22 protein-coding genes and 3 pseudogenes are annotated in these 20,555 nt (G+C 73.0%); 17 read left to right on the forward strand and 8 right to left on the reverse strand.

Annotated features, from left to right (window positions below):
* Positions 1-25 precede the first annotated feature (25 nt).
* Both EV382_RS32180 and EV382_RS32185 read left to right on the forward strand, forming a co-directional pair.
* Positions 26-604, forward strand: coding sequence for a Uma2 family endonuclease (locus EV382_RS32180; RefSeq protein WP_130408140.1), 579 nt, complete (start codon positions 26-28; stop codon positions 602-604).
* An 18-nt stretch (positions 605-622) separates the two neighbouring features.
* Positions 623-1,702, forward strand: a complete 1,080-nt coding sequence (locus EV382_RS32185) for an amidohydrolase family protein (RefSeq protein WP_130408142.1) — start codon at positions 623-625, stop codon at positions 1,700-1,702.
* A gap of 24 nt (positions 1,703-1,726) precedes the next feature.
* Here the strand turns inward: EV382_RS32185 and EV382_RS32190 are convergent, their stop codons facing one another.
* On the reverse strand, positions 1,727-2,329 hold the full coding sequence (locus EV382_RS32190; protein ID WP_130408144.1) for a TetR/AcrR family transcriptional regulator: 603 nt from the start codon (positions 2,327-2,329) through the stop codon (positions 1,727-1,729).
* Positions 2,330-2,479: 150 nt separating this feature from the next.
* On the opposite strand from EV382_RS32190, the gene proS reads away from it, so the two are divergent.
* From proS to EV382_RS32250, 12 genes are all read left to right on the forward strand, one after another.
* The gene (gene proS / locus EV382_RS32195; RefSeq protein ID WP_130408146.1) at positions 2,480-3,886 is read left to right on the forward strand and encodes a proline--tRNA ligase; all 1,407 of its coding nucleotides are present in this window, start codon (positions 2,480-2,482) and stop codon (positions 3,884-3,886) included.
* 37 nt (positions 3,887-3,923) lie between these two features.
* Entirely contained in the window at positions 3,924-4,544 is a 621-nt protein-coding gene (locus tag EV382_RS32200) for a ribonuclease FAU-1 family protein (protein WP_130409400.1), read from the forward strand.
* 229 nt (positions 4,545-4,773) lie between these two features.
* Positions 4,774-5,241, forward strand: a complete 468-nt coding sequence (rpsP, locus tag EV382_RS32205) for a 30S ribosomal protein S16 (protein WP_130408148.1) — start codon at positions 4,774-4,776, stop codon at positions 5,239-5,241.
* Positions 5,216-5,476: an RNA-binding protein gene (locus EV382_RS32210; protein ID WP_172862164.1), complete on the forward strand. Its 261-nt coding sequence runs from the start codon at positions 5,216-5,218 to the stop codon at positions 5,474-5,476. Before rpsP ends, EV382_RS32210 begins: the two co-directional genes overlap by 26 nt.
* A complete protein-coding gene (rimM, locus tag EV382_RS32215; protein WP_130408150.1) occupies positions 5,476-6,030 on the forward strand; it encodes a ribosome maturation factor RimM in 555 nt (184 codons plus the stop codon). Before EV382_RS32210 ends, rimM begins: the two co-directional genes overlap by 1 nt.
* 11 nt (positions 6,031-6,041) lie before the next feature.
* Positions 6,042-6,815, forward strand: a complete 774-nt coding sequence (trmD, locus tag EV382_RS32220) for a tRNA (guanosine(37)-N1)-methyltransferase TrmD (protein ID WP_130408152.1) — start codon at positions 6,042-6,044, stop codon at positions 6,813-6,815.
* A gap of 143 nt (positions 6,816-6,958) precedes the next feature.
* Positions 6,959-7,315, forward strand: a complete 357-nt coding sequence (rplS, locus tag EV382_RS32225) for a 50S ribosomal protein L19 (RefSeq protein WP_030335223.1) — start codon at positions 6,959-6,961, stop codon at positions 7,313-7,315.
* Between the two features lie 181 nt (positions 7,316-7,496).
* Positions 7,497-8,366, forward strand: a complete 870-nt coding sequence (gene lepB, locus EV382_RS32230) for a signal peptidase I (RefSeq protein ID WP_130408154.1) — start codon at positions 7,497-7,499, stop codon at positions 8,364-8,366.
* 10 nt (positions 8,367-8,376) lie between these two features.
* Entirely contained in the window at positions 8,377-9,012 is a 636-nt protein-coding gene (lepB, locus tag EV382_RS32235) for a signal peptidase I (RefSeq protein WP_130408156.1), read from the forward strand.
* Between the two features lie 53 nt (positions 9,013-9,065).
* The gene (locus EV382_RS32240; RefSeq protein WP_130409402.1) at positions 9,066-9,599 is read left to right on the forward strand and encodes an NUDIX hydrolase; all 534 of its coding nucleotides are present in this window, start codon (positions 9,066-9,068) and stop codon (positions 9,597-9,599) included.
* Positions 9,593-10,405 (forward strand): ribonuclease HII, encoded by an 813-nt coding sequence (locus EV382_RS32245; RefSeq protein ID WP_130408158.1) that lies wholly within the window; start codon positions 9,593-9,595, stop codon positions 10,403-10,405. The genes EV382_RS32240 and EV382_RS32245 overlap by 7 nt, the downstream gene beginning before the upstream one ends.
* Complete coding sequence (locus tag EV382_RS32250) at positions 10,402-10,725, forward strand: DUF2469 domain-containing protein (protein WP_130408160.1); 324 nt, start codon at positions 10,402-10,404, stop codon at positions 10,723-10,725. Before EV382_RS32245 ends, EV382_RS32250 begins: the two co-directional genes overlap by 4 nt.
* A gap of 63 nt (positions 10,726-10,788) precedes the next feature.
* Here the strand turns inward: EV382_RS32250 and EV382_RS32255 are convergent, their stop codons facing one another.
* Positions 10,789-11,931, reverse strand: coding sequence for a sulfite oxidase (locus tag EV382_RS32255; protein WP_130408162.1), 1,143 nt, complete (start codon positions 11,929-11,931; stop codon positions 10,789-10,791).
* A gap of 148 nt (positions 11,932-12,079) precedes the next feature.
* Here EV382_RS32255 and EV382_RS32260 point away from each other — a divergent pair, with 148 nt between their 5' ends.
* Both EV382_RS32260 and EV382_RS32265 read left to right on the forward strand, forming a co-directional pair.
* Positions 12,080-12,526: a DUF4240 domain-containing protein gene (locus tag EV382_RS32260; RefSeq protein ID WP_244237020.1), complete on the forward strand. Its 447-nt coding sequence runs from the start codon at positions 12,080-12,082 to the stop codon at positions 12,524-12,526.
* A gap of 129 nt (positions 12,527-12,655) precedes the next feature.
* Positions 12,656-13,381, forward strand: coding sequence for a murein hydrolase activator EnvC family protein (locus EV382_RS32265; protein ID WP_130408166.1), 726 nt, complete (start codon positions 12,656-12,658; stop codon positions 13,379-13,381).
* Here the strand turns inward: EV382_RS32265 and EV382_RS32270 are convergent.
* The 6 genes and pseudogenes from EV382_RS32270 to EV382_RS32290 form a co-directional block, all read right to left on the reverse strand.
* Positions 13,315-14,496 carry an aminotransferase class V-fold PLP-dependent enzyme gene (locus EV382_RS32270; RefSeq protein WP_130408169.1) on the reverse strand — a complete coding sequence of 394 codons (1,182 nt, stop codon included), beginning with the start codon at positions 14,494-14,496 and terminating at the stop codon, positions 13,315-13,317. The genes EV382_RS32265 and EV382_RS32270 overlap by 67 nt on opposite strands.
* Before the next feature lie 92 nt (positions 14,497-14,588).
* Positions 14,589-15,089: pseudogene (locus EV382_RS34060) on the reverse strand (tyrosine-type recombinase/integrase); the annotation flags it as partial.
* Between the two features lie 126 nt (positions 15,090-15,215).
* A pseudogene (locus EV382_RS34065) lies at positions 15,216-15,632 on the reverse strand (site-specific integrase); the annotation flags it as partial.
* A gap of 334 nt (positions 15,633-15,966) precedes the next feature.
* Positions 15,967-17,187, reverse strand: a complete 1,221-nt coding sequence (locus EV382_RS32280) for a DNA-processing protein DprA (protein ID WP_130408173.1) — start codon at positions 17,185-17,187, stop codon at positions 15,967-15,969.
* Entirely contained in the window at positions 17,184-18,704 is a 1,521-nt protein-coding gene (locus tag EV382_RS32285) for a YifB family Mg chelatase-like AAA ATPase (RefSeq protein ID WP_130408175.1), read from the reverse strand. Before EV382_RS32285 ends, EV382_RS32280 begins: the two co-directional genes overlap by 4 nt.
* 30 nt (positions 18,705-18,734) lie before the next feature.
* Positions 18,735-19,094: a YraN family protein gene (locus tag EV382_RS32290; RefSeq protein ID WP_130408177.1), complete on the reverse strand. Its 360-nt coding sequence runs from the start codon at positions 19,092-19,094 to the stop codon at positions 18,735-18,737.
* Between the two features lie 202 nt (positions 19,095-19,296).
* Here EV382_RS32290 and EV382_RS32295 point away from each other — a divergent pair.
* A pseudogene (locus EV382_RS32295) lies at positions 19,297-20,338 on the forward strand (hypothetical protein).
* The last annotated feature ends 217 nt before the right edge of the window (positions 20,339-20,555 follow it).

Here is a 20,555-nt window from a genome sequence, read left to right on the forward strand (position 1 = left end):
ATGTCGCCCCCTCGGAGGAGATGACATGACCGCAGCGCCGACCCTGCCCGAACGGCACGAGTGGACGGTCGACGACCTCGGTGACTTGCCGAAGAACCTTCCGTACGAACTGATCAACGGAAGGTTGATCGTGCCGTCGCCCACTGCCGTGCATCAAGAGTTCTGCGTCGAGCTGTTGCTCACGCTCCGTGTCAACTGCCCGACGGAATATCTGGTCAGCATCGACCTGCCGATGCGGGTGGACCGGCGCAACGAGCCACGCCCCGACGTGGTGGTCATCCGCCGTACGCACGCCAATCGGTCGCCCGTCCCGGTCGAGGACGCCCTGCTCGCCGTTGAGGTCGTCTCGCCGACCTCCACCTTCCGCGACATGTACGACAAGGCGAAGGTCTACGCGCACGCCGGCGTGCAGTCCTACTGGGTGGTGGACCCGTTGCAGGAGCGCGTCACGCTCACCGAGTACGCCCTCGGTGTCAACCGCGAGTACGAGCAGGTCGCCCACACCGAGGATCTGTTCGTCACCGAGCGCCCGTGGAAGGTCTCGGTGGACCTGCCGGCGCTGACCTCCCGGAAGAACGACCTGCTCGCCCCCGACGGGGAGTGATCGGGTAGGACTGTGCGCATGGCTCTTCATGTGCGCGGCGTGCTGCTCCCCGACGACGAGGTCCGGGATCTCTGGCTGGTCGGCGACCGGGTGACCTTCACCCCGGTGCCCGGCGCGGACACCGTCGTCGACGGCGGCTTCGTGCTGCCGGGGCTGGTCGACGCGCACTGCCACATCGGCATCGCCCGCGGTGGCGCCCCGATCACCTCGCTCGACCAGGCCCGCGAGCTGGCCCGTACCGACCGGGACGCCGGGGTGCTGGCGATCCGCGACGCCGGCTCGCCGTACCCGTACCCCGAACTGGACGACGAGCCGGGCCTGCCGCGACTGGCCCGCGCGGGCCAGCATGTCGCCCCGCCGAAGCGCTACCTGCGCGACATCGGCGTGGAGGTCGACGCGACCGAGGTGGCCGCGACGGTGGCCGCGCAGGCACGGGCCGGCAACGGCTGGGTCAAGCTGGTCGGCGACTGGATCGACCGGGGCGTGGGTGACCTGGCGCCGACCTGGGACGCGGACACCCTCACCGCCGCCGTCCGGGCCGCGCACGACGCCGGGGTACGCGCCGCGGTGCACACCTTCTCCGAATCAGCCGTCGAGATCATGGTGCGGACCGGCGTCGACTCGGTGGAGCACGGCACCGGGCTCAGCCTCGACCTGATCGACGAGATGGCCCGCCAGGGCACCGCGCTGGTCCCCACAATGATCAACATTGCCACCTTCGGGGGCATCGCCGAGCAGGCACGGGGCAAGTTCCCGGGGTACGCCGAGCACATGCTGGCGCTGCGCGACGGCTTCCCCGAGGTGGTGCGTGCCGCGCACGAGGCGGGGGTGCCGATCTACGTGGGCACCGACGCCGGCGGTGGCATCGACCACGGACTGGCCGCCGAGGAGATGCTGCTGCTGCACGACCGGGCCGGCATGGCACCCGTCGACGTGCTCGCCGCCGCTTCCTGGGGCGCCCGGGAATGGCTCGGCTTCCCCGGCCTGGTCGAGGGCGGCCTCGCCGACCTGACCGTCTACCCCGAAGATCCTCGCGGCGACCTGCGCGTCGTGCGCGCCCCGTCCCGCACGATCCTGCGCGGTCGCGTCATCCGCTGACCCCACCAGCGCCGCGCGTGCGGGTCAGCGGGCTGGCCGGGCGGCGGCGCTGAACAGGTGGACGGCGAGGTCGGCGAGGGCCGTCGCGGTCTGCTCGATCGGCTCGCGGGGGAGCACGATGTGGCTGACCACCAGGCGGACGACGGTGTCGGCGGCGAACGCCAGCGCGCCCTGATCCGCCCCGGGCAGGTGGTCGCCGGCCCAGTCGATCAGCGCGCCGGACGCCTCGGCGAGCACCACCTCGGCCCGGGTGGTGAGGTACGGCAGCAGCTCGTCCGACCCACCTCGGGCGCTGGTCAGGATCGCCTTGACCAGCGGGTTCTCCGCCGCCGCGGTGAGGGTGTGCGCGATGGCGGCGTACGCGCCGGCCCGTACGTCCGAGCCGTGCGCGAGCAGCGCGTCGCGGACGTCGCCGACGAACCGGTCCACCTCGGCACGGGCGAGCGCCTCGGCGAGGCCCGCCTTGCTGCCGAACTCGTTGTAGACGGTCTGCCGGCTCACCCCGGCGGTGGTCGCCACTCCGCCCATCCGGACCGCGTCCCACCCGACGGCGATGGTCCGTGCCCGGGCGGCGTTGACGATCGTGTCCCGCAGCCGCTGGCGCGGGGAAGCCGTCGAGGTAACCATGGTGGTCGAATTCTACGGGCGCGCGGTCGACCCGCCCAGCGTCGTCGGGGCCCGTCCGCGCACGGCGCGCGGTCAGCGCGGAGCGGCGCGCCGTGCTGAGGCGACTCCCGGACGCGGTCTCCGCCCGCGTGCCGCATAGGATGTGCGGTCATGGCACGCGTGCTCACTCCCCGTGCGGAGGATTTCCCCCGCTGGTACCAGGACCTGATCGCCAAGGCGAAGCTGGCCGACAACGGCCCGGTTCGCGGCACCATGGTCATCCGACCGGCCGGCTACGCCATCTGGGAGCGTATGCAGGCTGAGATGGACGCTCGGATCAAGGCGGCGGGTGCGGAGAACGCGTACTTCCCGCTGTTCATCCCCGAGAGCTACCTCAAGCGCGAGGCGGAGCACGTCGAGGGCTTCTCGCCGGAGCTGGCGGTCGTCACCCATGGTGGCGGCAAGCCCCTGGCCGAGCCGGTGGTGGTGCGCCCGACCAGCGAGACGGTCATCGGCGAGTTCATGGCCAAGTGGATCGACTCGTACCGGGACCTGCCGCTGCTGCTCAACCAGTGGGCGAACGTGGTCCGGTGGGAGCTGCGGCCGCGCATCTTCCTGCGTACCAGCGAGTTCCTCTGGCAGGAGGGGCACACCGCGCACGCCACCCGGGAGGACGCCCGGGCGTACGCGCGGCGGATCCTGCACGAGGCGTACGAGGACCTGATGGTCAACGTGATCGGCATTCCGGTGGTGGTCGGCCTGAAGACGGCGCGTGAGCGTTTCGCCGGTGCGACGGCCACCTACACCTGCGAAGGCATGATGGGTGACGGCAAGGCGTTGCAGCTGGGCACCAGCCACGAGCTGGGCCAGAACTTCGCCAAGGCGTTCGACATCAGCTACTCCGCCAAGGAGGGCGGCCGGGAGTACGCCTGGACCACCTCCTGGGGCACGTCGACCCGGATGCTCGGTGGCCTGATCATGGCGCACGGCGACGACAACGGCCTGCGCGTGCCGCCGAAGTTGGCCCCGATCCAGGCGTACGTCATGATCGTCAAGGACGGCGAGGGCGTCGCGGAGGCGGCGGCCAAGCTGCGCGACGGCCTGCGGGACGCCGGTGTCCGGGTCGCGCTCGACGACCGCACCGACACCGCGTTCGGCCGTCGGGCCGTCGACGCCGAGCTGCGCGGTTATCCGGTACGCGTCGAGGTCGGCCCCCGGGATCTGGCCGCCGGTAACGCGGTGGTGGTGCGTCGTACCGACGGCTCGAAGACGCCGACGCCGGTGGCCGACGTGGTCGCCGCGGTGCTGGCCGCCCTGGAGACCGACCAGCAGGTGCTGCACGACCAGGCGCTGGCCAACCGCGAGGCCCGCACGGTGGAGGTCTCCACCCTGGCCGAGGCGATCGAGGCCGCCGCGAACGGCTGGGCGCGGCTGCCGTGGTCGGCGGTCGGCGTGGCCGGCGAGGCCGAGGCGAACGGTCAGGGCGTCACCGTGCGCTGCCTGCTGCGCGCCGACGGTTCGGTACCGGACTCCGAGGACGAGCCCGATCTGATCGCCATCCTCGCCCGCGCCTACTGAGGTGCTCGTCGACCGGTTCCAGCCGGGCCGGCTGATCATGCACCGGAACGTGCGGCACGGCCGGATCGGGTGGGTCCGGCCGGCCCGCGTGGTCAGCGACGACGATCGAGGGTTGCTGCTCTGGGTCGCCCGGGACTCGCCGGTGGCCCACGAGGTGACCGAGGCCGGGCTGAACATGCGGGCGGTGCCGTTCGCCGAGTGGGTCTCGTCGACCTACCGGCTGGCGCACGGGCGCTGGAACGGCCCGCCGCTGCTGAAGTTCCTGCCCACGGGGGCGGCGCACTCCGTCTGGTGGTTCTCCGACGCCGAGGGACGGTTCGCCAACTGGTACGTCAACCTGGAGGAGCCGGGTGTCCGCTGGGACGACGGCCCGGTGGCCGGTGTCGACGTGGTGGACCAGGATCTCGACGTGGTGGTGTGGCCGGACCGCAGCTGGGAGTGGAAGGACGAGGACGAGTTCGTCGAGCGGCTCGCCTTCGGTGCGGACTACTGGGTGACCGACGAGAAGGCGGTGCGCGCCGAGGGGGAGCGGGTGATCGCGCTCGTCGAGGCCGGCGAGTTCCCGTTCGACGGCACCTGGTGTGACTTCGCACCCCCGGCAGAGTGGGGCGTACCGGACAAACTCCCGCCGGGATGGGATCGTCCGCCGGCGCGCTGACCGGTGTTCCCGGTCACCGGGGACGCGCTGTCCGGGTCCGATGCGGGAGATCGGCATCGGATCTGGCAGAATAGGTCGCTGGTATCCGGCGCGCGTCCGGCGCCCTCTAACCCGGGCGCGTCGCCAGTCCACCGAGCAGTCTCCGGCCCAACCCCACTGTGCCGGTCGGCGCTCACCCATGCACACCGCCCGTTTGGGCCGGTGAGATCGCAACAGGAGCGAAACAACTGTGGCCGTAAAGATCCGGCTCCTGCGGATGGGCAAGATCCGCAACCCGCAGTACCGCATCGTCGTCGCCGACTCGCGCACCAAGCGTGACGGCCGGGCGATCGAGTTCGTCGGGGTGTACCAGCCGAAGGAGGACCCTTCGGTCATCGAGGTCAAGTCGGAGCGGGTCCAGTACTGGCTGTCCGTCGGCGCTCAGCCGAGCGAGGCGGTGCAGCGGCTGCTGGAGCTGACCGGTGACTGGCAGAAGTACAAGGGCCTGCCGGCCCCGCCGCCGCTCCTGGTCGCCCCCGAGCGGGCCGACCGCAAGGCGGCGTACGAGGCTGAGGCGAAGGCCGCCGCCGGGCTCGCCCCGGAGACCCCGGCCAAGCCGGCCAAGAAGGCCGCCAAGGCTGAGGCTCCGGCCGAGGCGCCGAAGACCGAGGCTCCGGCCGAGGCCCCGGCCGCTGCCGACGCCGGTGAGCAGGCCTGACATGCCACTGCGCCCGGCGTTGGAGCACCTGGTCAAGGGCATCGTCGACCACCCGGATGACGTCCGGGTGCGGATGGTCGATTCCCGTCGGGGCAAGCGGCTCGAAGTCCGCGTGCACCCCGAGGACCTCGGCACGGTGATCGGGCGGTCCGGCCGGACCGCCAAGGCGCTGCGCCAGGTGATCGGCTCCATCGGCGGGCGCGGGGTTCGCGTCGACATCGTCGACTCGTACTGATGCAGCTCGTCGTCGGCCGGATCGGCAAGCCGCACGGTGTCCGCGGTGAGGTCACCGTGGAGGTGCGGACCGACGAGCCCGAGGCACGGTTCGCCCCCGGTGCAGTGCTGCGCACTGAGCCGGGGGCGACACCCCCTCCCTCCACGGCTGGGCCCGGGGTGCCGTTCCGGGTGCCGGCGGAGCTGACCATCGAGGAAGCCCGCTTCCACCAGGGTCGGATGCTTGTCGCGTTCGACGGCATCCTGGACCGCAACACCGCCGAGGCGCTGCGCGGGACGCTGCTCGTGGTGGACAGCGCCGACGTGGCCCCGCCGGACGACCCGGAGGAGTTCCACGACCACCAGCTGGTCGGGTTGGCCGTGGTGACCCCGGCCGGTGAACGCCTGGGCGAGGTCGCCCGCATCGACCACGCCCCCGCGTCCGACCTGCTGGTGCTGCGGCGGCCCGAGGGACGTACCGCGTTGATCCCGTTCGTCCGGGCGATCGTCCCGGAGGTCGACCTGGCCGGCGGACGTGTGATCGTCGACCCGCCAGCCGGCCTGCTCGACCTTTAGGACCAGCCCGCATGCGCGTCGACGTCGTGTCGATCTTTCCGGATTACTTCGCCCCGCTGGACCTGTCGCTGATCGGCCGTGCGCGGGCCAACGGCGTACTCCAACTCGCCGTGCACGACCTGCGGACCTGGACCCACGACGTGCACCGCACGGTCGACGACACCCCCTACGGTGGCGGGCCGGGCATGGTGATGCGCCCGGAGCCGTGGGGTGAGGCACTGGACGCCCTCGCGCCGGTCGACGCCCCGCCGCCCCGACTGCTGGTGCCGTCGCCGGCCGGCGCCCCGTTCACCCAGGCCATGGCGTACGAGTTGGCGGCCGAGTCACATCTGCTCTTCGCCTGTGGCCGCTACGAGGGGATCGACCAGCGGGTCCTGGCGCACGCCGCCACCCGGATGCCGGTCACCGAGGTGTCGCTCGGTGACTACGTGCTCTTCGGCGGCGAGGTCGCCGTCCTGGTGATGCTGGAGGCGGTCACCCGGCTGCTGCCGGGGGTGCTGGGCAACGCGGGCTCGTTGGACGAGGAGTCGCACGCGCACGGGCTGCTGGAGGCCCCGATCTACACCAAGCCGCCGAGCTGGCGCGGGCACGACGTGCCGGAGGTGCTCCGCTCCGGCGACCACGGCAAGATCGCCCGTTGGCGGCGCGAGGAGGGCCTGCTGCGGACCGCCGCCCGCCGTCCGGACCTGCTGGCCGCGCTGCCCGCCGACCGGCTCGACAAACGGGACATCGCGGCCCTGGACCAGGCCGGATTTCAACCTCCGCCGGGGGATGTGGCAAAGTAGGGGGGTTGCCGCATCCGTCCGCGCCCGCGGTCGGCTGCGAGGATCCCCGACCGGGGTCGGTCCGCCGATCACCACCCGGGAATCAGAATCACCCACCCGCGCACCGAGTGACGGTGCGCCGTGAGCCTTACGAGGACGCAGCGATGAACATCCTGGACGCCCTTGACGCCCAGTCGAAGCGGACCGACCTTCCCGACTTCCGGGCCGGTGACACCGTCAAGGTGCACGCCCGCGTCGTCGAGGGCAACCGGTCCCGTGTCCAGATCTTCCAGGGCGTCGTGATCCGCCGCCAGGGTGACGGTCTGCGCGAGACCTTCTCGGTCCGCAAGGTCAGCTTCGGTGTAGGCGTCGAGCGGACCTACCCGCTCAACGGCCCGGGCATCGACCGGATCGAGGTCGTGACCCGCGGTGACGTGCGTCGCGCCAAGCTCTACTACCTGCGCGAGCTGCGCGGCAAGAAGGCCAAGATCAAGGAGAAGCGGGAGAAGCAGCCCAGCTGACTTCCCGCTCGCCACGCCGCCCGAGCTGCGCGTATGCCGTACCGCCCAGAGCGCACTACCCTGGTCGTACGGGCGCAGCGAGGCGGCGGACCCGCGCACCTGGCGGGCAGCTGTCCACTACCGCCCGTGGAGCCTCGACGAGGCTCCCGGGCGGTGGTGTTTCTGCGGATCGGGGAGTGGCGTGGTGCAGACGCTTGACGAGGACGGCACCGTCGATCCGTGGCGCCGCCGGGCCCGCCGCACCCGACGGCAGATGCCCCTCTGGCAGGAGTTGCCGCTGCTGCTGGTGGTGGCGTTCTGCCTCGCGGTGCTGATCCGCACCTTCCTGCTCCAGGCGTTCTACATCCCGTCCGGCTCGATGGAGGACACCCTCCTCGTCGGTGACCGGGTGCTGGTCAACAAGGTCGTCTACGACGTTCGTGATCCGCAGCGTGGCGAGGTGGTGGTCTTCCGGGGCACCGACCGCTGGGCACCGCAGGTCGACGATCAGCCGAAGCCCGGTGTCACCGGCCGGATCGCCCGTACCGTCGGCGATCTGGTCGGGGTGAGCCGCCCCGGTGAGAAGGACTTCATCAAGCGGGTGATCGGTCTCCCCGGTGACCGGGTCAAGTGCTGCGACAGCCAGGGGCGGGTGACCGTCAACGGCATCCCGCTCAACGAGTCGTACGTGCTGCGCGACTCACCACTGGACCTGCCACCCAATCCGTCGGAGTGCCGCTCCCGACGCTTCGACGAGGTCGTCGTGCCACCCGGTCAGCTCTTCGTGATGGGCGACCACCGCGAGGTCTCCCAGGACGCGCGGTGCCAGGGGCCGGTCCCGATCGACAACGTGGTCGGCCGGGCCTTCATGGTGGTCTGGCCCTCGTCGCGGTGGAGTTCGCTGTCGGTGCCGTCCACGTTCGAGGATGTGTCCGGGCCGGTCACCGCGTCCCCCAGCGCGCCCCCGGTGCGACCGACTCCGCAGGGCGGTGTGCTGCTGATGCTGCCGTTGGCAGCCGCGCTACGGGGTTCCCGCGCGTTCCGGACGGTGGCGTCCAGCCGGGCAACGTAGGCTCCTTGGCGTGATTGACGAGCAGACCGACAAGCCCCGCAGCTCCTTCTGGAAGGAGCTGCCGATCCTGCTGGGTGTGGCGATCCTGGTCGCGGTGTTGGTCCGCGCCTTCGTGCTGCAAACCTTCTTCATCCCCTCCCCGTCGATGGAGAACACACTCAAGATCGATGACCGCGTGTTGGTCAACAAGCTGGTCTACGACTTCCGATCGCCGCACCGCGGCGAGGTGATCGTGTTCAAGGCGCCGATCGAGTGGAGCGGCAACCCCGACGGTGAGGACTTCATCAAGCGGGTGATCGGTATCCCCGGCGACCACGTGGTCTGCTGCGACCCGCAGGAACGCTTGGTGATCAACGGCAAGTCGCTCGACGAGCCGTACATCTTCTCCAAGGACGGAATTCGCGACAAGCCCGCCGACCAGGAGTTCGACATCACCGTGCCGGAGGGCCGGCTGTGGGTGATGGGCGACCACCGTTCGGCCTCCGGTGACTCGCTGGAGCACTGGCAGCAGTCCGGGCAGAACATCACCGAGGCGACCATCCCCGAGAAGGACGTGGTCGGTCGGGCGTTCACCGTCTTCTGGCCGGTCAACCGGGCCACCTGGCTGACCGTGCCCGACGGCTTCGACGGCATTCCCAAGCCGTAGGCCGACGGGGCGTGGGCGATCCGCCGTCGGTCTGGCAGGCTGGTGCGGTGACCGTGAGCGCGAGGAGTGCGGGTGCGAGCCCCGCAGCCGCGACCAGTGGTGACCGTGCCTACACGCCTCGACGTGCGGCCCGCGTGCTGCTCATCGACGCGGCCGGCCGGGTCCTGCTGTTCGAGGGCTTCGACCCGGCCCGACCCGGGCACCGCTACTGGTTCACCCCGGGCGGCGGGCTGGATCCGCTGGAGTCCCCGGCGGCCGGCGCGGCCCGGGAGTTGGCCGAGGAGACCGGCCTGCGGCTCGACCCGGCCGAGCTGGGCGAGCCGGTCTGGTCCGACGCGACCGAGTTCACCTTCGACGGCGCCTGGTACCGCCAGGAACAGGATTTCTTCCTCCACCGGGTGGACTCCTGGCAGGTGGACACCACGGGCTTCAACGACATCGAGCGGCGCAGCATCGGCGGCCACCGCTGGTGGCTTCCGGACGAGTTGGCGGCCAGCGGCGACCGGTTCTACCCGCCCGAACTGCCCGCCCTGCTGACCCGGCTCGGGCAGTCGGCCGCCGCCGGCCAGGACGAGGCGTCGTGCTGACCCCGCCGCGTACCCTGGTGCGCCGCGAGGCCGGCCTGTACGCCCTGGAGCGGGCGCTTCAGCGGCGTGGCTTCCGGCACGTCGCCGGCGCCGACGAGGCGGGTCGGGGGGCCTGCGCCGGTCCGCTGGTGGCCGCCGCGGCGGTGCTGCCCGAGGGGCGGCGGGGCGAGATCGACGGGCTGGCCGACTCCAAGCTGCTCACCCCGGCCAGCCGGGAACGGGTGTACGCGGAGGTGGTGGACCGCGCGCTCGCGTACGCCGTGGTGGTCATCCCGGCGGAGGAGGTCGACGCCCGGGGCCTGCATGTGTGCAACCTGGCCGCGATGCGTCGGGCGCTCGCCTCGCTCACCACCCGCCCGGAGTACGTGCTGACCGACGGCTTCGGCGTGGACGGCCTGGGTGTGCCCGGGTTGGCGGTGTGGAAGGGCGACCGGGTGGCCGCGTGCGTGGCGGCGGCCAGTGTGCTCGCCAAGGTCACCCGGGACCGGCTCATGGTGGAGCTGGACGGGGTGTTCCCCGCGTACGGCTTCGCCGAGCACAAGGGCTACATCACCCCGGAGCACTCGGCGGCGTTGCGGGAGCACGGGCCGTGCCGGGAGCACCGGTTCTCGTACGTCAATGTCGCTGCGGTCTCCGGCCGCGACGGCCGGCCGCCGCGCGCCCGACGGCCCGGCGGCCACGGCCTGGATGAGCCGATGGAGCGCTCCTGGGCGTCAGGGAGTACCGTCGGCGTGGCGTTGGGCGAGCAGCCTCGGCCTCCGACGCCGGTGGGGGAAGATGTGGCCATGGAAGGCGGAGTGCGATGAGCGCGGAAGATCTCGAGAAGTACGAGACCGAGATGGAGCTGCAGCTCTACCGGGAGTACCGCGACATTGTCCGTCAATTCTCCTACGTGGTGGAGACGGAACGTCGGTTCTACCTGGCCAACCAGGTCGACCTGCACGTGCGCAACTCCGAGGGTGAGGTCTACTTCGAGGTGGAGATGCACGACGCCTGGGTGTGGGACATGTACCGTCCTGCCCGCTTCGTGAAGAACGTCCGAGTGATGACCTTCAAGGACGTCAACGTCGAGGAGCTGGAGAAGCCCGACATCTCGCTGCCCGCCGACTCCGGCTTCGGCGGCTGAGCCCGGCCACGCCGCCGGGCGGTGCCACGGGCCCCCCACCCGTGGCGTGACACCCGCCGCCGATCACTCGGCCAGCACCACGACCTCGACCCGCTGCACCATGTTGTTGGCGAAACCGCCCCGGTTCCACGGTTGATCGACCGGCTGGGTCCGCCCGGACGCGTCGGTCGCCCGCGCGCCGAGCACGTACCGGCCGGGGGTGGCGACCCACTCGTGCCGCCAGCGCCGCCAGGCGAAATCCCCCGCGTCCGTCGGGTCCAACTCGGCCGGCGTCCAGCTATCCCCGCCGTCGGTGGTCACCTCCACGGCGACCACCGGCGCGTGCCCCGACCAGGCCCGACCATCCAGGGTGCACGGACCCGGCCGCAGCACCCGACGGCGGGACATGAAATCGGGGAAGCCGGGCGGGCGGACCAGCGCCCGCGGCTCGATCCGGGTGACCGGCACGCCCCGGTCGTCGGCGTCGCGGCGTACCCGGTAGGCCACCGCGTTCTGGTACCCCTCGAACGGCTCGGTCCGCACCTCGATGGAGCGCACCCACTTCACGTGCGCCATCCCGTACCAGCCCGGCACGATCAGCCGCAGCGGCGCACCGTGCTGCGGCAACAGGGGAGCGCCGTTCATCTCGTACGCCAGCAGCACCTCCTCGCGCAGCGCGTCGGCGACCGGAAGCGCCCGCTGGTAGTCCTGCTCGACCCCGCGCTCCACGCCGTGGTCGGCGCCGGTGAAGACCACGTCCACCGCGGCCGGGTCGATGCCCGCCTCCCGCAGCAGCGGGGCGAGGGGAGTGCCGGTCCACTCGGCGTTGCCGACCGCCTCGACCAGCCAGGGCTGGCTGACCGCCCGGGGGTGCAGCAGGGCCCGCCCGTTGCCGGCGCACTCCAACGTCACCTGCTGGGTGACCCGGGGCCGCTCGCGCAGGTCGGCCACGGTGACCGTCACCGGCCGTTGCACCGCCCCGCCGATGGTCAGCGTGTGCGACGCCGGGTCGAGCGCCGGGATGTCGTAGTGGATCAGCAGGTAGTGCAGCCCGGCCGGGGTGACGTCGTAGCGCAGCGCCTCCAACGGGATGCCGTGGTTGCGGGCCGCGAGCTGCAACTCCTCGGCGCTGATCGCCTCGTCCGGCTCCGCCAGCCGGGACGGTCCGCTCACGTCGGCCAGCCTCGGTCCGACGGGGGACGGCGTCCGGTCATCGAGAGTGGTCATGCGGGCCTCCCCGGTACAGGCGGCGGCACCCGCCGCACGCGGCCCAGCCTAGGCCCTGGGCGGCGGCCCGAAAACGCCCACCGCAGGTACGGCGGCGTGCGGTCAGTGGGCTGGTACCGGCTGATCCGAGCGATCATTGAGGGTTGTGATGATTGCGGATGAGGAATTCTGGCGGCTCGTCGCGGTGCTGGGCGGCCGGCCCGAGATTCAGGACGAGGGGCCGTACGAGCGGTTGACCGCGATGCTGGCCGAAGAGCCGGTGGAGCGGATCATCGGCTTCGCCGAGACGCTCGCGTACACGCTCTACCAACTGGACCGTCGGGTGCTCGCTCAGGCGGTCTTTCCCGGTGCCGACCGACTGTCCGATGACGGTTTTTTGTACGCCCGTTGCGCGGTGGTGGTGGCCGGACCGGCGGCGTTCGCCGCCGTGCTGGCCGATCCGGCGGCGTTCGCGCGGTTCACCACCGTGGAGGCCGCCCACGCCGACTCGATCCTCGACGTCCCCTCCAACGCCTACCAGAAGGCGACCGGGCGGGAGTGGGAGCACGTCGAGGAGTACGACTACGAGACCGGGTCCAACGACCAGTGGTGGTGACCTGGCCGTCAGGCGGCGGGCATAGCAGATCATCGAGGGCGTTGGGTGGTCGTCCACAGCACCTCCGGTTGTCCACAGGACGGTCGGCCGGGCTGGCAGACGACCCGGCCCCGGCTGGAGGCTGCCGTCATGCGCCCGCCACCCGCCCGTTCGATCCGCCGTACCGTGCTGCTCTGCACCGTCCTGCCGCTCGCCCTGGCCGTCCAGCTCTGCGGGCTGGCGGTGCTGGCCGCTGCGGTGCCCGGCCAACCACCGACGCCGGCCGTGCCGGTCGCGGCGGCCCTCGCGTCCGCCCCAGACTCAGCCGGCGGGTTCCGCTGGCCGGTCGACGGGCCACCCCGCCCGGTGCGCCGGTTCGACCCGCCACCCCGACCATGGCTGCCCGGCCATCGCGGCGTCGACCTGGCCGCCCCGGCCGGAGCGGTGGTCCGCAGCGCCGGGCCGGGCACCGTGCTCTTCGCCGGCCTGGTGGCCGGTCGACCGGTGGTCACCGTGGGGCACGCCGAAGGGCTGCGGACCACCCACGAGCCGGTCCAACCCGGCGTCCGCCCCGGTCAGCCGGTCACCGCCGGCGCGCCGCTGGGCGAACTGCTGCCCGGCCACCCGGGTTGCCCGACCGAGGCGTGCCTGCACTGGGGGCTGCGCCGGGGCGAGGAGTACCTCGACCCGCTGGCCCTGCTCGGCCTCGGCCCGGTGCGCCTGCTCCCGGTCGTCCGGTCCCGGCGGTCTGGTTCCGGCGGTCTGGTTCCGGTTGTCCGAGCCTGGTCGCCGGGCCCCGGGCGGTCCGGTCAGCGCTGGGCGAGCAGTGCGGGCAGCCGGGCGGCCAGCCGCTCGTACTCGTCGGCGGCGTTGTAGACCTGGCCGGTGAGCCGCAGCCACCCCCGGCCGTTCCAGCTCATCACCGCCACCTCGGCGGCGAGCCGCTCACCGATCCGGGTCTGCAACGCCCGAGCGGCGTCGATCGTGGTGGCCGTGCCGGGCGACAACGGGATGAGACGCAGCGCCACCCCCGGTCCGCCGGGGTCGGGCAGGTCAACGGGGGCCACCCCCAGCGCGCTCCCCACCACCCGCTGGCCGTACGCGGCGAGCGCGGCGTTGTGCGCCCGCACCCGGTCGACGCCGAGACTGCGCATCGTGAACAGGCCCGCCGGGGCGGCCAGCCAGGGCGTGTAGTCGAGGGTCGCCTGCCACTCGAGCCGGGCCGGGAACCCCGACTCCTGCTCCCAGGACACCACCAGCGGCTCGATCCGGTCCCGCCACTGCGGTGCCACCGTCAGCAGGGCGGTCCCGCGCGGGGCGTACGCCCACTTGTGCAGGTTGCCCACCCAGAAGTCCGCGCCGACGCTCGCCACCGTGGTGGGCAGCATGCCCGGGGCGTGTGCGGCGTCCACCAGGACCGGCACGCCGAGTTCGTGGGCCACCCCGACGATGGCGGCGGCCGGGAAGAGTTTGGCGGTGGCCGAGGTGAGCTGGTCGACGACGAGAAGCCGGGTCCGCCCGGGGCGCAGGGCGGCACGGATGCTCTGCACGATCTCCTCGTCGGTCGCGGCCAGGGGGATCGACACCACCCGGCTGACCGCTCCGGTACGGCGGCACTCGCGCTGGATGGCCAGGCTCACCGCCCCGTAGCCGTGGTCGGTGCTCAGCACCTCGTCGCCGGCCCGCAGGCCCACCGACTGGAGCACCACGGCGACGCCGGTGGTGGTGTTGCCCACCAGGGCGCTGCCGTCCGGGTCGGCGCCCAGGAACCCGGCGAGGTGCCGGCGGGTGTGCGCGATCCGGTCGACCAGCCCCTGGGTGAAGAAGCGCAGCGGGTTCGCCTCCATCTCGTCACGCAACCGCTGCTGGGCGCGCTGCACGCCGATCGGCACCGCGCCGAACGAGCCGTGGTTGAGGTGACTGACCGCCGGGTCCAGGGAGAAGAGCAGGCGGGCGCCCGGGATCGGCTCAGGGGGCTGCGGGACGCTCACGCGATGATCGTAACCGCCGTGCTCGGGCACCCTCCGGCGCTTGGTCAGGCGCGCGTGCGTGCCCTCCGGCCTTCGCGCCCTCCGGCGGTTGGTCAGGCGCGTGGGTGCGCCTGCCGGTACGCGGCGCGTAGCCGCTCGACCGAGACGTGCGTGTAGATCTGGGTGCTCGCCAGCGACGAGTGACCGAGCAGTTCCTGCACGGCGCGCAGGTCGGCGCCACCCTCCAGCAGGTGGGTGGCCGCGGAGTGGCGTAGGTCGTGGGGGCTGGTTCGGGGCAGCCCGGCGGTCTCGGCGTACGCGCCGACGATCTGACGCGCGGTCGTCGGGTTGAGCCGACCACCCCGGGCACCCAGCAGCAGTGCGTCGCCGGAGTGGGCGGCCACCATCGCCGGGCGGCCCCGGCGCAGCCAGTCGTCCAACGCCCGCTGGGCGGGCACCCCGTACGGCACCGAGCGCTCCCGCCCGCCCTTGCCGAACACCCGGATCACCCGCCGGCCGGGGTCGACGTCGCCGACGTCCAACCCGCACGCCTCGCTGACCCGTACGCCGGTGGCGTAGAGCAGCTCCAGCAGCACCCGGTCCCGCAGCGGCACCGCCTCGGTCTCTTCCGTTGCACCTGAGGTCGGCCCGGCAGCCGAGGTCGGCCCGGCGGCTGCGTCGGTGCGCTCTGCGGTCGTGCGCTCCGGCGGGCTGGTCGGCGGTGCCTGCCGGGACGGTGCCTCCACCAGGGCGGCAGCCTGGTCGGCGCGCAGCACGGTGGGCAACTCCCGGTGCGCGCGAGGGCTGGCCAGCGCGGCGCCCACGTCGACGGGGAGCAGCCCGGCCCGGTGTGCCCAGGCGCTGAACGCCCGCGCCGACGCGGCCCGCCGGGCCAACGAGGTGCGGGCCGCACCCGTGGTGCGCTGCCGCGCCAGCCAACTGCGCAACACCGGCAGGTCCAGCTCGGCCAGGTCCGCGCAGCCCATCCGGACGGCGTGGTCGAGCAGCGAGACGATGTCGGTGACATAGGCGCGGACGGTGTGCGCCGACCGGTTACGCACTCGGGACAGGTGTTCGGCGAAGTCGTCGACAGCCTCGCGCAGCGCTGGCGGCAGCGCCTGGTGCATGGCCCGGGTGCTCCGGTCGGGCCGGCTCATCGTGGCCGCGCACGCGTGCCGGCCGACTCCTCGGCCCAGGCACCCTCACTCACAGCTGGCACGGCATCAGCCTACGGCCGGTCGGGGTACGCCACCGGACCTGACGGTGCCGGGTGGTCGACCCGACTCATCGGCGGTTGCTCCTCTTGCTCAGGACCACGAGCAGGCCGACGACGAGCACGGCGGTCACGACGAGACAGCAGAGCACGCTGATGTGCCACGGCTTGATTGCACCCATGACCGGGCACGGTATCGGCTGTGCCGGCGGGCCGAGGTCCCGAGCGCGCGGGGGTGGTCGGGCGACCACCACGGTCGGTCGGCGGTGACGCATCGCTCAGGTACCCGGCAGAGCAGGCGTCTGCGCCGCCGCACGCGTGGATGCGGCGGGTGGCGGGGCGAGGGCGTACCCGTCGTCGCGACGGACCACCATGGACAGCTCCTCCAACAGCGACAGCTTGCGCAGCGCGGTCCGTACGCCGACACCGGCGCGGACGGAGAGCCGGTCCACACCCATCGCGCCTCGGCGGGGCAGCGCCTCCAACAGTGACCGCGCGTCGTCGTCCAGGGCGTCGGAGGGCCGCTGCGGTCCGCGCGCCAGCGGGGCCAGGTCCGCGCCGATCCGGCCCACCTCCTCCAGCACGTGCGCCACCCCGGTGACCAGCCGGGCCTTGTCGGGGAACTCGCGCAGGAACTCGTGCGCGCCGACGGACATCGCCGAGGTCACCGGCCCCGGCACCACCATGGCCACCCGATTGCCGTAGATGGCCCGCCGCGCGGTCTGCGTCGCGCCACTGCGCGCCGACGCCTCCACCACGACGGTGCCCCGGGTGCCCACGGCGATCACCCGGTTGCGGATCAGGAACCGGGGCCGCAGCGGCTCGGCACCGGGTGGCCACTCGCTGACCAGCAGCCCCGTCTCGGCGATCCGGTCGAACAGCGCGGTGTTGCCTATCGGGTACGGGCGGTCGAGCCCGCAGGCGAGCACGGCGACGGTCAGGCCGCCGGCGGTGAGGGCGCCTCGGTGGGCGGCCGCGTCGATGCCGAACGCGCCGCCGGACACCACCGTCCAGTCCCGCTCGGCCAGCCCGTACCCCAGCTCGGTCGCGACGTGTTGCCCGTAGCCGGTGGCCGCCCGCGCCCCCACCACGGCCACCGAACGGTCCAGGGCCTCGCCGAGCGGCCAGCCTCCGCGTACCCAGAAGCAGAGCGGCGGGGCGGTCTCGGCGTCCACCCGGCGGCTGACGTCCGGCAGACGCAGTGTGGCCAGGTCGGCGACCGGGCTTGGCCACTCCTCGTCGTCCGGCGTGACCAGCCGGGCACCCAGTCGGTCCGCCCGTTGCAGGGCCTCCGCCGCCACCGCCCGCGCGTCGCCGGCCGCCGAACGTGCGGCGACAGTGGTGTGCAACCAGCCGTCCGGACTGCCGCCGTCGAGCAGCAGATCCAGGGTGGCCACCGGGCCGTGCCGTTCGACCAGCCGGTGCACCGCGCGGGTGCCCGGTTCGGCCAACCAGGTCAGGGCGACCCGGGCCAGCCGGTTTTCCTCCTCGGCGCTCACGCCGCCTCCCCCGTCCGTAGTTGAAGTGCTTCCCGGACGTCGTCCTGGTCCGGCCGGTCACGGCCGTCCAGATCGGCGATCGTCCAGGCCATCCGGATCACCCGGTCGAAGCCGCGCGCCGACAGCGAGCCGGAGTCGAGCCGACCACGCAGCTCGACGGTGACCTTGGCCGGCAGCCGCCACGGCGGTCGGCGCAGGAGCGGGCCCGCCACCTCGGCGTTGAGCCGCCGGCCGAGGTCGGCCCAGCGGGCGGCCGCCGCCTGCCGGGCCGCCGCCACCCGGGCAGCGACAGTCGCCGACGGCTCGACGTTGCCGTCGGTCGCCATCAGCTCCGCCGCCCGTACCGGCATCAGCCGCACCTGGACGTCGATCCGGTCGAGCAGCGGCCCGGAGAGTTTGCCCAGGTAGCGGCGGCGGGTCAGCGGCGAACACTCGCAGTGCGCATCGCCGGCCGGCTTCGCGCACGGACACGGGTTGGCTGCCAGCACCAACTGGGTGCGGGCCGGGTAGACGGTGCCGCCCCCGCTGCGGCTCAGCTGGATCTGGCCGTGTTCCAGCGGTTGGCGCAGCGCCTCCAGCGCGCCCTTGCTGAACTCTGGGGCCTCATCCAGGAAGAGAACCCCGCGGTGGGCCAGCGACACCGCGCCGGGCCGGGCCAGCCCGGAGCCGCCGCCGACCAGCGACGGCACGGTCGCGGTGTGGTGCGGTGCCTGGAACGGCGGGCGGCGCAGCAACCGACCGCCCGGCGGCAGCAGCCCGGCGACCGAGTGCAGCGCGGTGACCTCCAGCGCTGCGTCGTCGTCCAACTCGGGCAGGAGCGACGGCAGCCGCTCGGCGAGCATCGTCTTGCCGGCGCCCGGCGGGCCGAGCAACGCCACGTGGTGCCCGCCGGCCGCGGCGACCTCCAGGGCGCGCCGACCCAGCTGCTGCCCCGCGACCTCGGCGAGATCCGGCCCACCGACCGGCGGCACCGGGACGTCCGCCGGTGGCTCGATCAGCGGGGTCCCGTCCCGGACGAAGGCGACCAGCCGGTGCAGGGTGTCCACCGCTCGCACCCGTACCCCCGGGATGACGGCGGCCTCGGCGGCGTTCTCGACCGGCACGATCACCCGTGCGACACCGGCCCGGGCTGCGGCGGCGACCATCGGGAGTACGCCACGCACCGGCCGGACCGTCCCGTCGAGCCCCAGCTCGCCGAGGATCACCACCCCCTCCAGGGGGAGCAGCGGCAGCTCACCCGAGCCGCCCAGCAGCGCTGCGGCGATGGCCAGGTCGAAGGCCGAGCCGAATTTCGGCAGCGTGGCGGGGAGCAGGTTGAGGGTGATCCGCCGGTTGGGCCACCGTTGGCCGGAATTGACAACGGCGGCGCGGACCCGGTCGCGGGCCTCGTGCAGGGCGGTGTCCGGCAGGCCGGAGATCACCACCGCCGGCAGGCCGGCGGCCAGGTCGGCCTCCACCTCGACGAGGTGACCGGTCACCCCGACCAACCCCACGCAGAGCACCTTCGCGTAGCTCACGGTGCGTCACCGATCCTCCGGGCGCCCATCTCAGAACGCGCCCTTGAGGTGGTCGACCTGCGCCGGACCGGTGTCGGGCAGCAGCACCGACAGCACGTCGAAGCGCACCTCCTCGGCGGTCGTACCGGTCTCGGTCAGCCATTGGGCGGCGAGCCCGCGCAGCCGGCGGGCCTTGGCCGGGACGACCGCCTCGGCCGGGGTGCCGAAAGCCGCGCCCCGGCGGGTCTTCACCTCGCAGAAGGCGAGCACGGGCCCGTCCCACGCGATGATGTCGATCTCCCCAGCCGGGCAGCGCCAGTTTCTGGCGATCGGGCGCAGCCCCGCCTCGGTCAGGTGCCGGGCCGCGCACCGTTCGCCGTACGCGCCAACGGCCTGGTTCCGCTTCGTCATGCCGGCACGGTGCCCGCCGCAGCGCGACCACCGCGACCCGGCGGCGGCCCAGCTGTGGACAACGGGTGTGCTGTGGACAACCGGACGATCATGCCTGCGCTGTGCTAGCAGCGTTGCGCCTCCGACCGCGCGACGTCACCTGGACACGACTCGTGCCCCCGCGCCGCCCGGACCCTTCCGAGGTGGGGCCGGCAGGGCCGAAATGGCGTGCGGGTGGCCGGTCGCATACGGTGCCGGACGTGGACGGACGACGGAGTTTCCCGGAAGATCAGGAGTCGCGCTGGTACCCCGACGAGCGGGGCCGCGGTTACGGCGAGTCGGAGTGGCGCGGCGCGGGCGATCCGCGATACCGGGACGCCGAGATTCCCGAGCAGCGTGGCGCGGAAGACGGCCGCTCCCTCGAGGACACCGGCGTCGGCCGCCGCCGCGAGCCGGACTCCGGTCGCTTCGGCGCCGTCGACCCGGGCCGCTTCGCCGGTACGCCTGAGCCGGACTCCGGACGCTTCGATGCCCTGGACCACCAGACCGGACGGTTCGGTGCGAGTGAGGCTGATTCGGGGCGGTTCGGTGCGGTCGACCCGTTGGGTGCCGCACGGCCGGAGGCGGACGGTTACCGGGCCAGCCGGTCGCGACGGGCGGACCGGGACCCCTCGGAGATCTCCGGTGAGCTGCCCGGACGCCGCGCTGCCCGGGAGGCGACCGCGGCGGGTTCCCCGGTGACCGGCCCCGCGCCGGAAACCACCCCCGACAGCGCGCCGCCGGCCAGCGTGCTCACTGACCAGGCTCGTCCCGCTCCGCTCGGCGGGTACCCGATCGTCGACCCGACCCGCGGCGGCGACACGCCACACCCGTTGGAGATGCCGACCGGCCCGATGCCGGGGATCGGCCCCCGCCCCGAGCCGCCCATGGGCGAGCCCCCGCTGTATCCGCCGTCCGCCGACGGCGTCTATCGGACCCGTCGACCGGTGCTGGCCGTACTCTTCGCCCTGCTGGTGTTGATCTTTGAGGGTCCCGCGCTGCGGGTGCTGCTGGCGGGCGGGACCGGTGATCCGGTGGACGCCGGGAACGTGGTGGCGGGCATCGCCCTGGTCGCCGGACTGCCGATCTTCGCGATCGGGCTGTACGGGCTACGAACCGGAGGTTTGGCGCTCTCCGACAACGGTCGAGGCTGGCTCCGCCCACCGACGGCCTACCTGACCGTCGGGCTGGTGCTCTTCGTGGCCGCCGCGCTCGCCGCCGGCTGACCCGCGTCCCGCCCCGGAGCAGCGCCCCACGCGCACCCCGGGGCGGCTGACCGGGTGAGGGGCGTACACTGGCCAACTGGCGACCGCCTCGTGCGGTCGACCTCGCGCGCCCTCTTCACGAATCGTCGTGGAGCGACGGCCTCCCTGGTCCCGATCATGATCGGGCCCACCATGGGCCGGCGACCAGGCGCCAGGACGCCCGGCCACCGGCCGGGCG

Origin of the sequence: Micromonospora violae, from assembly GCF_004217135.1 — a bacterium.
GTDB lineage: Bacteria > Actinomycetota > Actinomycetes > Mycobacteriales > Micromonosporaceae > Micromonospora > Micromonospora violae.